At 52.6% G+C, this 12,545-nt stretch carries 12 protein-coding genes; 10 read left to right on the top strand and 2 right to left on the bottom strand.

Going from position 1 to position 12,545, the window contains the following annotated elements; all coding sequences use genetic code 11:
- Positions 1–3: 3 nt before the first annotated feature.
- Together NYE54_RS24290 and NYE54_RS24285 are read right to left on the bottom strand one after the other, a co-directional pair.
- The gene (locus NYE54_RS24290) at positions 4–459 is read right to left on the bottom strand and encodes a PCYCGC motif-containing (lipo)protein (protein ID WP_339266804.1); all 456 of its coding nucleotides are present in this window, start codon (positions 457–459) and stop codon (positions 4–6) included.
- Complete coding sequence (locus NYE54_RS24285) at positions 456–983, bottom strand: thioredoxin family protein (protein WP_076325752.1); 528 nt, start codon at positions 981–983, stop codon at positions 456–458. Before NYE54_RS24285 ends, NYE54_RS24290 begins: the two co-directional genes overlap by 4 nt.
- 160 nt (positions 984–1,143) lie before the next feature.
- Here NYE54_RS24285 and NYE54_RS24280 point away from each other — a divergent pair, with 160 nt between their 5' ends.
- From NYE54_RS24280 to NYE54_RS24235, 10 genes are all read left to right on the top strand, one after another.
- The gene (locus NYE54_RS24280) at positions 1,144–2,742 is read left to right on the top strand and encodes an RsmB/NOP family class I SAM-dependent RNA methyltransferase (protein ID WP_339266802.1); all 1,599 of its coding nucleotides are present in this window, start codon (positions 1,144–1,146) and stop codon (positions 2,740–2,742) included.
- Positions 2,739–3,491: a pseudouridine synthase gene (locus tag NYE54_RS24275; RefSeq protein WP_339266801.1), complete on the top strand. Its 753-nt coding sequence runs from the start codon at positions 2,739–2,741 to the stop codon at positions 3,489–3,491. Before NYE54_RS24280 ends, NYE54_RS24275 begins: the two co-directional genes overlap by 4 nt.
- Before the next feature lie 38 nt (positions 3,492–3,529).
- Complete coding sequence (locus tag NYE54_RS24270) at positions 3,530–4,330, top strand: Cof-type HAD-IIB family hydrolase (RefSeq protein WP_098747957.1); 801 nt, start codon at positions 3,530–3,532, stop codon at positions 4,328–4,330.
- A 259-nt stretch (positions 4,331–4,589) separates the two neighbouring features.
- Positions 4,590–5,804: a helix-turn-helix domain-containing protein gene (locus NYE54_RS24265; RefSeq protein ID WP_339266799.1), complete on the top strand. Its 1,215-nt coding sequence runs from the start codon at positions 4,590–4,592 to the stop codon at positions 5,802–5,804.
- 48 nt (positions 5,805–5,852) lie between these two features.
- On the top strand, positions 5,853–6,923 hold the full coding sequence (locus NYE54_RS24260; RefSeq protein WP_339266797.1) for an ABC transporter substrate-binding protein: 1,071 nt from the start codon (positions 5,853–5,855) through the stop codon (positions 6,921–6,923).
- Between the two features lie 11 nt (positions 6,924–6,934).
- Complete coding sequence (locus NYE54_RS24255) at positions 6,935–7,777, top strand: alpha/beta hydrolase-fold protein (protein ID WP_339266795.1); 843 nt, start codon at positions 6,935–6,937, stop codon at positions 7,775–7,777.
- A gap of 13 nt (positions 7,778–7,790) precedes the next feature.
- On the top strand, positions 7,791–8,576 hold the full coding sequence (locus tag NYE54_RS24250; RefSeq protein ID WP_339266793.1) for a 2,3-dihydro-2,3-dihydroxybenzoate dehydrogenase: 786 nt from the start codon (positions 7,791–7,793) through the stop codon (positions 8,574–8,576).
- Positions 8,577–8,645: 69 nt separating this feature from the next.
- Positions 8,646–9,890: an isochorismate synthase DhbC gene (gene dhbC / locus NYE54_RS24245; RefSeq protein ID WP_339266791.1), complete on the top strand. Its 1,245-nt coding sequence runs from the start codon at positions 8,646–8,648 to the stop codon at positions 9,888–9,890.
- Positions 9,891–9,892: 2 nt separating this feature from the next.
- Complete coding sequence (locus NYE54_RS24240; RefSeq protein ID WP_339266789.1) at positions 9,893–11,527, top strand: (2,3-dihydroxybenzoyl)adenylate synthase; 1,635 nt, start codon at positions 9,893–9,895, stop codon at positions 11,525–11,527.
- Positions 11,528–11,572: 45 nt separating this feature from the next.
- On the top strand, positions 11,573–12,544 hold the full coding sequence (locus NYE54_RS24235; protein WP_339266787.1) for an isochorismatase family protein: 972 nt from the start codon (positions 11,573–11,575) through the stop codon (positions 12,542–12,544).
- Position 12,545 lies beyond the last annotated feature (1 nt).

Raw genomic sequence — 12,545 nt, 5'->3', positions numbered from 1 at the left:
GGATTAAGATTCGGTACCTTTGTATTTATCATCGATGAACTGTTTGATTTCCTCGACGGATTTTCCTTCGTCATGAAGCCGTTTGGCATCCTGCAGCTCGGTCAGGCAGATGCCGCATTGAGCGCCATGGTCCGTCCATTTGACTTCGCCGTCCTTGTTCTCGGCAATGAAGCAGCGATGAAGGGAATCGTGATAGCCGTTCTCCTCGTCCATGCAGCCGCAATAACATTTGATTTCCTTCATGATGTCTTCTAATTCTCCGACCGTGGCATAGGTTGCTTGCGTGTTGTCGGTATAGCTCGACAAGAACTTCGGCATTACCGTCATGCTGGCTGTTGTCTCATATCGTTCAGAATCGGCGCCGTGCTGATGCCCGGCAGCGGATTCTTTACCGCCGCATGCGGTCAGCAGCATGCCCGAAATGACGAAGGTAAAGAGGATGGCGCGAGTGCGGTTCATTTCGTCACGCTCCCTTTATATTTATCCAGGATTTGCTTGAAGTCATCGATGGAATAACCTTCACTGGAACCTTCCGGTTTCAATCCGCCGACCATGCGTTCTTTCTCTACACCGTTCTCGAAGTAGACCAGCGTCGGGGTGAACTCAATGTTGTACTCTCTCCAGCCTTCCTGATACTCGCGAAGGTTGTACTGGTGCATGGTAATTCCAGCATCATCCGCCAAAGGCATCAGTTCCGGGGTCGTCGCACGGCAGTGCGGACAGTCGGATGCAAAGAAGTAAACGAAGAAGTTCTCTTTGTTGTCAACCTTGCTCTTCAGCTGATCCGGCAAAATGATTTGCTGGTAGTTCGGATCATTAAGGAGTTCTTGCGTAGCCGGGTTCAGGCTGGAGACCTTCTTGCCCCCGTACAATTCGCTTGCTTCTCCTTGACCGTTCAAGAAAATGAGTGCAGCAATCAATAAGACGAAGACTCCGCCGAAGGCGTATAATGCGGTGTATTTATTCTTTTTTTTGCGGTTCATGGATCCACCCCCTAATGATTAATAATAAATAAGGACTTGTCCTTTTTAATGTAGTTTATTATACAATATTAAAAGTCGGAGCGGAACATGCGAATGTTTGCTTCAGCACGGTGAAAATATACTTTCAAACGATACGATACAGAACAGGTAGGTACCATGTATGGCATTACAACTGCCCTCGCCGTTTCTGGCGAAGATGAAATCGCTGCTTGGCGAAAACTATGACAATTTTATGAAGTCTTATGAACAAGCCCCGAATGCCGGCATTCGGGTGAATACGCTGAAGATCAGCAGAGAGGAATTCATGAAGTTGTCCCCTTTTGACCTTGTACCCATCCCCTGGTGTTCCACCGGTTATTATACTCAGGCTGGAGAGCGTCCGGGACGGCATCCTTACTATCATGCGGGGTTATATTATATTCAGGAACCAAGCGCGATGGCTCCGGTTGAACTGCTCGGCGTAACGCCGGGGGATCTGGTACTGGACCTGTGCGCGGCTCCCGGCGGCAAATCTACGCAGATTGCAGCAAAGCTGAGTGGGCAGGGGGTGTTGGTTAGCAATGATCTTCATCCGGACCGCACCAAAGCGCTTGCGAAAAACTTGGAGATGTACGGCGTGCGGAACGCCGTGGTGCTGAATGAGGATCCGGAGCGGATCGCGGGTGCTTTCCCCGGATTTTTCTCCAAAATATTGATCGATGCCCCCTGCTCCGGCGAAGGGATGTTCCGCAAAGAGGAATCCATGCTGAAGTACTGGGAAGCGTCGTCTCCGCTGAAGTTTGCGGAGATGCAGCGGGATATTTTGAAATCGGCAGCAGCCATGCTCCGTCCGGGAGGTCGGCTGGTGTATTCTACCTGTACCTTCTCTCCAGAGGAGAACGAAGGGATGATTGCGGAGTTTCTGAATGAGCATTCGGATTTTTGCGTGGTCCCGGTGGATCATTCGGAATTTTATTCTCCGGGTGAAACGGCCTGGATGTCGGGACAGGAAAAGGTGAAGGACGATGTACTGAAGCAGCTTTCCGGGACCGCCAGACTGTGGCCGCATAAGGTCAGAGGCGAAGGACATTTCATGGCCGTGCTTCAGCGGGAGGGCGAGCTGAACATGCGTGAGGCTGAACGGGAACAAGCTCCATTATTCAAGCCTGGCGGCTTGGTCAACGAGTCGCTTGCTATATCCTCCCGGACAGAGCAATCCCGTGAACGTAAAGGTAAAACTGCTCTTCGGGAGGAGAGATCAGGTAAACCAGGGAAATACGGTAAAGGTGCAACGCGCCAGCAGGCATCCCGCCGGAGCGTTACGGATTCTCAATCGGGTTCGATTCATCTTTTACAAGCCTTTATTCGCGAGCAGCTGGATATGGAGCTGACGGGATATCTCGTAGTCTACGGGAATCATGTGTATGTATCGCCCCTGCCAGAAGAGCGGCTGAAGCAGCTCAAAGTGATTCGTCCCGGATGGTATATGGGACAGTTGAAGAATGAACGGTTTGTACCTGGACATCCCTTGGCTACAGCACTTCGAGCGGATGAGGCTGTTCGCTATGTCAGCCTGTCCTCCGAGGACGGGGAAGCGGTCCGGTATTTGAAAGGGGAAACCTTATCGATTCCGGAAGAGCGCGTGATCTGTCGATCGGGTGCTGAAGCGAAGGGTTATGTGTTAGTGTGTATAGACGGATACTCAGCCGGTTGGGGCAAATGGCAGGCAGGAATATTGAAGAATGAGTATCCGGCAGGGTGGAGGTGGACATCGATATGAGTGCTAAAGGCAGAACAACGCAAAGATTGGACAAGGTGTTATCCAATCTGGGATTCGGCTCGCGGGCCGAATTGAAGAAAAAAGCCAAACAAGGGAGCATCGTGGTCAACGGAACGGTGATGAAGGACTCTGGCAAACATGTTGATCCTTATACGGATATCATTGAGTTTGAGGGAGAGACCGTTCAGTACCGGGAATTTGTGTATCTCATGCTGCACAAACCTCCGGGCGTCATTTCGGCGACCGAGGATCTTCGTGACCGTACGGTGCTGGATCTCCTAGATGAGGAATACCTGATCTTCGAGCCGTTTCCGGTGGGCCGATTAGATAAGGACACGGAAGGACTGCTGCTGCTTACAAATGACGGTAAATTGGCCCATGAGCTGCTGTCGCCCCGGAAGCATATCCCGAAAACCTATGAAGCGATAGTAGAGGGCAGGGTGGACGATGAGGATGTGCGGTTGTTTGCTGCGGGAATTACCTTAGATGACGGATACGTAACGTTGCCCGGAGAGCTGGTAATCGATTCCCATGAGGAACGAGGCGACGGGGCCCAGATGTCCCGCATCTCGCTGACGATCCATGAAGGTAAATTTCATCAGGTCAAGCGGATGTTTGAGGCGGTAGGCAAAAAAGTCGTTTATCTCAAAAGAGTCAGCATGGGCGAACTTCGATTGGATGAAAAGCTCGAGATCGGGGCGTACCGGGAGCTGACCGAGCAAGAATTGTCTTTGATCGGAAGGGCATAATCACGATAGAGAAATAGAGACTAAAGGATGGATGGAGAATGGCATACAAATTGGTAGCACTTGATGTTGATGGAACGCTGTTGAATGATGATCATGAAATTACGGAGAAAACGAGGAACACCGTAATGGAAGCCGCAAAACAAGGGGTGGAAATTGTACTGTGCACAGGCAGAGGACCGCTGAATTCGATTCCTTTTATGAAAAGCATGGGTCTTGGCGGTTATGTCATCAGTCATAATGGTGCGGCAACGGTAGAAGTGGAGACCCAAAAAATTGTGCATCAGTTCGGCATGGACCCGCTTCAGCTTGAGCCTTTCATGAAATACTGCCGTGAGCACGGGGTGCATTTTGACGTGAATACCGCCTTTGAGATGTATGTGGACCAGGTGGAGGAGCTTGCCGGTCCGGTTCGTTCGATGTACGAGAACTATTTAATGCTGCCAAGCAACCTGCCGTCATGGGAGGAGCTGTCAGACCCGGTCGTCAAATTCACAACCTTTGGCGAATCCGCCGATATCGACCGCGTTTACGCAGATTGGAGCCAGTGGACCCTTCCTTTTAACATGCTGCGAAGCGGAGAGTACTTCATCGATCTTATGCATAGTGAAGCATCCAAGGGAAGCGCGCTTCAGCAGCTGGCAGCAAGAAGAGGTTATGAGCCGGACGAGGTGCTGGCCATCGGCAATTACTTCAACGATATTACGATGCTGACCTATGCAGGGATGGGGATTGCGATGGATAACTCTCCGGTCGAGGTCAAGGCTGCAGCCAATGCGGTGACAACTTCGAATAATGAGGACGGCGTACACGAGGCATTGGTGAAATACTGTTTGTCGTAAATCGACTATTTTATAAAAGAGAACCCGCCACAGGACACTTGGGAAAGTGCCTAATGGCGGGTTTTTTGCGTAGTTTGAAACCTGTTAACAGGTTTCATTCAGAGTATAGGGACAAGCATTTCCTTCCAAATTTGGATTGACACGTTGCTAATGGCATGCTATTTTTATCAATGAAAATGATAATCATTATCAATTATTGAGGCTGATAAACATGCCTGCATAGCCTGCATCTCGTTTTATCGGAAAAAGGAGGCAACTCATGCGTACGGAAGAAGAGCTGAAAATAGATAGCCTATCGGATTCGGATCGTAGCGGGAGAACCAGTCTGGTTGAGATTAAAGAGTTTATCGATTGCCACTATGAAGAGGCGTTATCTATTGGCCAATTGGCCAGGATGGCTAATATTTGTCCTAAGTATTTTGTGGATTTATTTAAAAAGACATTCGGCCAAACCACGATCGACTACCTAACCCACGTTCGTATGAATCATGCCAAGCGTTATTTGGCCGAATCGGACGATCGGCTTCGAGACATTGCACAGCGAGTCGGTTACAAGGATGAGTTCTATTTCAGCCGTATTTTTAAAAAGAAGGTGGGCATGTCGCCGTCCGAATATGCCCGAAATTCAAGGCAGCTTATTGCGGCCTGCTCTTCCTCTATCATCGGGCAGCTGGTAGCGTTGAATGTCGTCCCTGCCGCTGCGCCTCTTGACGCGAAGTGGACCCCGTATTACTACAATGCCTATCACTCGGAGATCAAGTCGCGCTTAAAGCTGACGTCCCCTTATCCGGACAGCCGTTTCGAGGAGAATATCGAGCAGCTGTTCCGCGCAAAACCTGACGTTATTATCGGCATGGACCATCTCGGTCCAGAGGAAGTCACCAAGTTGGAGCATATTGCCCCTACCTTAATTGTTCCGTCCCATGCAGGGTGGAGGAAGCAGCTGGAGAGTATCGCAACGTTTTTGAATAAAGAAGAGCAGGCACAATTATGGATAGAACAGTATGAACGTCGAGTGCAGTACGCACGCTCACGAATGCGGCAAGTAATGGGAAGCGAGAGTATCGTTGCGCTGCGAATATATGGACAGAGCCTCTATGCATACGGTAACCGGGGACTTAAGGAAGTGCTATACCAGGATTTACAGCTCAAGGAAGCTTGCGTTCTGGATACCATGCGTAATCAACAGATCACGCTGGATGATTTGCAACGGATTAATCCGGACCGAATCCTGATCGCGGTATGCCCTGAAGCCACATCACGCCGCTATTGGCTTGCGCTTTTGCATTCTGCGAAATGGCAGACACTCCGAGCTGTCGTTCGAAGCAGCGTCTACATGATCTCGTCCGATCCGTGGTTCGAATATTCCGCTCTTGCCGTGACGAGAATGCTGGACGAGGCATTGCTTCTGTTTACAGGAGATAGTCCAAACGGAGTTCTGGATAAAAGCCATGGTGAATCGTTTGTTACGTAATATATACTCGACTTAATTGAGAATCATTATCACAGGAGGAGATATATTGTGGCAGAACGTTTTAACCGTGGAAAGAGAAGTTGGAGGATCAAAATATCAGCACTGGCGTGCTGTGTTATCGTCATAGGCTTGTTGTCAGGCTGTGGGGACAAGGTGGATTCCGAAGCAGCGGGCGGCGATCAGCAGGCAGCGAAGAACGTAGCAGTCGAGACGACCGGCACTGTTGAGGACGGTCAAGAATCGACGAAGGAAATAGGAACGAACAGTGAAGGGACATCGACGAAGGAGGAGCGAACGGTAACGGATGAGCTTGGGCATGAGGTGAAGATTCCGGCTGACGTGAAAAACGTGTTCGCACCGAACATGGAGGATTCTTTGCTGAAGCTCGGCGTGAAGCCTGTTGCACAATGGGCCAACGGCAAGATGGGACACACCTATTTGCAGCAGGAGCTGGACGGCGTCCCCTTGATTGATTTTTCAGGAGGCTTACCTTCACCAGAAGCCCTGATGTCCTATGAACCAGATCTCATCGTGCTCCATACCGAAACCTATGCCGCGGACGGTACATATGAAAAATACGCCAAAATTGCGCCAACATACGTGTTCAAAAATGCTTCCGGTAATGTTGAGAAATCGCTGACCACCTTGGGGGATCTGCTTGGGAAAGCAACGGAGGCCGAGACCGCTCTGAAGGATTACGAGCAAAAAGCAAGCGAAGCGAAGGCTAAGCTGAGTTCCGTGGTGGGGGACAAGAACGTTGCCATCATTCGTTTTGCACCTAGAGGCGTCAGTTTGATGGGCGGAAATTATCTCTGCGGCTTTGTGCTCCATCAAGACCTGGGACTGGGCAAGTCCAAGCTGGTCGAGAACGAGAATGCAGCTAACATCTCGCTGGAGATACTGCCGCAGCTGGATGCAGATTATATTTTTGTCATTAACGCCTATGATCAGGGAACCGAGCGTTTGAAGGAAATCACGGAAAGCCCGATTTGGAAGGGCATGCCAGCCGTTAAGAACGGGCATGTCTATGAAGCGAATAACGAATACTGGCTGGGAAGCGGCCTTATTGCCTACGAGAAAATCGTGGATGATGTCGTTCGCTCCATCACGGGTCAATAGGGAGGCACTGCATGAGCAATCATACGCCTTACGTTGATATGATGCGGCGCAGCGTGGAGCTGCCCCATGCGGAGCATTGGGTGATGCGCTCGAGGGCAGGGCAGCGCCGCTACCGAATCATTGCGGCTCAGCCGATGGGACCGGCCCCGCCGTCTGGATATCCGGTCATCTATTTACTGGACGGCAACAGCGTGTTTCACACGATGGTCGAAACGCTGCGCCTGCAGTGCCACAGGCCGGACAAAACAGGGATATTGCCGGCGGTCATAGTCGGTATCGGTTACGAGACGGAGGGGCAGTATGCCCCGAATCGGTTCTATGATTACACGCCCTACCCCAACATGAAGTTCAAAAACAAGCTGGATGGGGGTTCCGTACCGGAACAGGGAGGAGCGGCTGAGTTCCTGCAATTCATCGAGGAGGAACTGAAACCGCAGATCGAGAGCGAATTTAACATCGACCGCCGTCGTCAGACGATCTTCGGTCATTCCCTTGGCGGGCTGTTCACGCTCTATGCCATGTTCAGCAAACCGCAGGCATTCTCGTGTTATATCGCGGGCAGCCCATCTATTCACTGGAATCAGGAATATTTACATGAGCTGGAGCAGCGCTTTGTCGAACGCATCAAGGAAGAGCCTTGCCATGTTCGGCTGCTGCTTGGTGCAGGAGAGCACGAGAGGTCCCATGTCACCGGCAATTGCATCAGCGCATCCGAACTCGCCGACCGTCTGGCTGCTGTGTCTATGTATGGCATCTCAGCCGAATTCAGAGAGTTTGAGGACGAGGGGCATCTTTCCGTACTGCCTGTCCTCATCAGCAGAGCATTACGGCATGCACTTTATCCTCACGACTAAGGAGGTGATCGCCTTGGAGATTACAGGTATTAACGGGAAAGTAGCCCTCGTGACCGGTGCCGCCCAAGGGATAGGCGAAGCGGTGGCACGAGCCCTCGCCCGGGAAGGAGCTGTCGTCGCGGCTTGCGATCAGAAGGAGGCCGAGCTGATCAGCCTTACGGCCGATCTATGCGGCTCAGGTGTGCAGGCTGCGGCTTACAAGACGGATGTCAGCTGCAGTGCCGAGGTTGAAGTGATGATCGAGCGGATTGAGGAGGAACTCGGTCCGATCGAGATTCTCGTTAACGTTGCCGGAGTGCTGCGAATCGGAGGGGTTGAGTCACTTGGCGACGAGGATTGGCAGGCGCATTTCAACGTCAACACCAACGGCGTATTCTACACGTCGCGCTCCGTCGTCCGAAGGATGGCGAGCCGTAATTCTGGGGCTATCGTGACCGTGAGCTCGAATGCATCCAAAGTTCCACGGGCCCAGATGTCGGCTTATGCTGCTTCGAAGGCAGCGTCCACGATGTTCACGAAGTGTTTGGGGCTGGAATATGCTCGTCATCACATCCGCTGTAATGTGGTTTCCCCGGGTTCTACGGATACCGGGATGCAGCGTTTGCTCTGGAAGGATGATCAAGGCACAGGGCCCATCATCGAGGGGGCGCTGGACTCTTACCGTGTCGGTATACCGCTTGGTCGAATCGCGCTCCCTTCCGATATTGCGGATGCCGTCATTTTTCTCGTATCCGATCGGGCCCGGCACATGACCATGCAGGATGTATGCGTGGATGGCGGCGCGACGTTGGGCTGCTGAGGATTCTCGTGTTTTACTCTTTTTGCAAATTCGATAAATGGTAGGCTCATAAGCAGAGAGGAGACTGAAATGTTACAGTATGATGCTCCAACCGCAGCCGAGGCTGTGCAACTTATGGAACAATACCGGGTCGGTTCGTCCTTCTTCTTCTCATCCCCGCGCAAGACGTTGTTAACGCATGGAGAGTATTCAAGACTTTCGATTCCCTCAGGGAACGATCATAGTTCACTGCCGGAACGCGCCTGGGAACTGCTGGACCTCGCCAAGCAAGCGGGACGGTCGGATGCCGTTGTTGTAGGCGCCATCCCTTTTGACATATTGAAGCCGGCGAACCTGTTTATTCCGCTTACGGCTCAGTGGTATGATACCCTTCTATTCTCTACAGGACAAGCCCCGGAAAGGCCCCGGATTTCCAGTTATAACGTGCTGTCCGTTCCTGAACCGGCGGCGTTCAAGGAAGGCGTGAACCGGTTGCTGGATCTGATTAGTCAAGAAACACTCCATAAAGCGGTGCTATCCCGAACACTGGAGATCACGCTTCCTCATGCCTTGTCCATTCCTCATATATTGAATCACTTAGCTTATCATCACTCCCATGGCTATAACTTTGCCGTTCCGTTGGCACCCGAGTTACCCCACGCTTCCAGTCCGGATGCCGTTGCATCTACAAGGACTCTGTTTGGGGCAAGCCCAGAGCTGCTCGTAACGAAGAAGGGGCTTCGAATCAAGGGGAATCCTTTGGCCGGTTCCGCCGCGCGGAGTACCGATCCCGTTGAAGATAAGCGGCGGGCGACAGCCCTGCTGTCATCCGCTAAGGACCGATATGAGCATGCCCTCGTAATTGATGCTGTGGCGTCGGCTTTGCAGCCTTTTTGCAGCAAGTTGGAAGTTCCCGCCGAACCTACCCTCATCCACACGAATGCCATGTGGCATCTGTCTACCGAGATCAACGGCGTCCTGAAGGATGATTCCGTAACGTCGTTGGATCTTGCTCTGGCGATGCACCCGACACCGGCGATCTGCGGCACGCCGACCGATGCGGCCAGGGATGTCATACGAGCGATCGAACCGTTTGATCGCGGATTCTATTCGGGGGCCGTTGGTTGGTCGGATGCTAACGGAGACGGCGAGTGGGCCGTAACGATTCGCTGCGCGGAAACGGAAGGAACCTTACTGCGGGTGTTTGCGGGAGCCGGAATCGTATCAGGCTCCAATGCGGAAGCCGAGTTGGCCGAGACGTCAGCCAAATTCCGCACGATTCTTGCAACCATGGGCTTGAATGAGCAACAGACAACGCTTTTGGAGGAGGAATGAGGATGTCGGAATTGGCAGGTTGCAAGGCTTGGCCGGAGGAGTTTGCAGCCCGTTATCGGGAGGAAGGATGCTGGCAGGGCGAAACGTTTGGAGCGCTGCTGCGGAAGCGTGCGGCAGCGCATGGGGAGCGAACTGCGATCGTGAGTGGCGATCAGCGTACAAGTTATGCTGAGCTGGACAACCGGGTGGACCGCCTAGCAGCGGGATTTCTTAAACTCGGGATTAAAGCGCAGGAACGGGTTATCGTTCAGCTGCCGAATATCGCGCCATTTTTCGATACGATATTTGCGCTGTTCCGCATCGGGGCAATTCCTGTCTTCGCCCTGCCCGTCCACCGCCGGAGCGAAATCGTATATCTATGCGGATTCAGCGAAGCTGCCGCTTATATTATACCGGATCAGGATTCGGGATATGATTACCGGGACTTGGCAGCTCAAGTTCAGATATCGGTTCCTTCGCTGCGAAATGTCATCGTTGCAGGCGACCCGGGCTCGGGGTCATTTCTATCCCTGGATGATCTGTATCTCAATGATTTGGGCAGTCCTTCAAGCGAATTAGACGAGGAAGGCCCCGATCCCGGCGATGTTGCGTTCCTGCAGCTGTCTGGCGGGACGACCGGACTGCCGAAGCTCATTCCGCGCACGCATGACGACTATATTTACAGCTTGCGCATGAGCGCCGAAATCTGCTCGCTGGATAAGGATAGCGTTTATTTGGCGGTACTGCCCGCTGCCCATAACTTTCCGCTTAGCTCGCCGGGCGTACTGGGGACGCTGTATGCGGGAGGGAGAGTTGTCCTTGCCCGGTCCGCGAGTCCGGAGGTGGCGTTTCCGCTGATCGCCTCCGAGGCCGTAACAATAACGGCGGTCGTCCCGCCTCTGGCCTTAATCTGGCTAGAGGCCGCACAATCCCGCTCGGATGATCTATCCCACCTACAGGTGCTGCAGGTGGGTGGGGCCAAGTTCAGTGCAGAGGCAGCCAAGCGGGTAAAAATGGTGCTGGGATGTACGCTGCAGCAAGTATACGGGATGGCGGAAGGCTTGGTGAACTATACCAGGCTGGATGACCCGGAAGAGATAACGGTGCATACGCAGGGGCGTCCGATGTCCCCGTATGATGAAGTGCGGCTGGTCGATGAGGATGACGTGGAGGTGGCTCCCGGTGAAGTGGGGGAACTGCTGACACGGGGACCCTATACGATTCGCGGCTACTATAAAGCGGACAAGTTTAACGAAAAGGCTTTTACCACAGACGGCTTCTATCGAACGGGGGATCTGGCGAGTATGACGCCCTCAGGATACCTGGTGATCGAAGGCCGTTCCAAGGATCAGATTAACCGCGGGGGTGACAAAATCGCGGCCGAGGAGGTCGAGAATCATCTGCTTGCCCATCCGAGCGTGCACGATGCAGCCGTGGTCGCCATGCCGGACGAGTATCTGGGCGAGCGGACATGTGCATTCGTTATCGTCCATGATGCTGCGGTTAGCGGCAATGAACTGAAGGCTTTTCTCAGAAATAGGGGGCTCGCTGCATACAAAATCCCGGATCGGGTGGAGTTTATGGATTCCTTCCCGCACACGGGTGTCGGTAAAGTAAGCAAAAAGAGTCTGCGCGAACTAGCGATACAAACATCATGACGCTCGGGTGAATATATCCAATTCATTTAGAAATGAGGAGATATGATGGCACTTCCTAAGATTTTACCTTATCCCATGCCTGGGGAGGCGGATCTGCCCAAGAATAAGGTGGCATGGACGGCAGATCACAGCCGAGCCGTGCTGCTCATCCACGATATGCAGCAATATTTCATCGACGCGTTCACTCCGGATCAATCGCCTGTCGTTGAGCTGATCGCCCATATTCAGAAGCTTCGCTCTTGTTGTGCTGAGCTTGGCATTCCCGTGATCTATTCGGCACAACCTGGCGGACAAGCACCGGAGCAGCGTGGTCTGCTGCAGGATTTCTGGGGGTCGGGCATCAATGACGGTCCTTACCAGAAGAGATTCGTGGATGAGGTGGCGCCAACAGAGCAGGATCTGCTGTTAACCAAATGGAGATACAGCGCCTTTCAGAAAACCAATTTGCATGAAATGATGCGCGAGCAAGGCCGCGACCAGCTGATGATCTGCGGGATTTACGCCCATATCGGTTGTTTGCTGACCGCAACCGAAGCTTTTATGAAAGACATCCAGCCATTCTTCATTGCGGATGCCCTTGCCGATTTCTCGGAAGAGAAGCATCGTCTGGCACTGACTTATGCTGCCGAACGCTGCGCTGTTACGCTGACCACGGAACGTTTGGTTGCTTCGTTAACCCAAGGGCAGCATACGGTCTCGGAGCATTCTGTAGCTCCAAGCGGAGAGGGGGAGAGTTCTGCGGACGCACTACCGCTGTTGACGCTGCAAACGTTGCGAGAGAACGTAGCAGATTTACTGCAGGAGCAGTCGTCTAATATTGGCGAAGATGACCATCTGATTGAGTACTGGGGGCTGGATTCCATTCGGATCATGAGTTTGGCCGAGCGTTTGCGGCGTGGAGGCATCGATATCAGCTTTGTGGAATTGGCCGAGCGGCCTACACTGGCGGGTTGGTGGGAATTGTTGTCGGATAAGCTGTGCTTGTCGCGGCCTAATTATGATTACTATACGGTGTAAG

This window comes from Paenibacillus sp. FSL K6-1330, from assembly GCF_037976825.1.
Classification (GTDB): domain Bacteria; phylum Bacillota; class Bacilli; order Paenibacillales; family Paenibacillaceae; genus Paenibacillus_AQ.
Note: the sequence above shows the minus strand (reverse complement) of the source record. Positions and strands in the feature narration are given on the sequence as shown.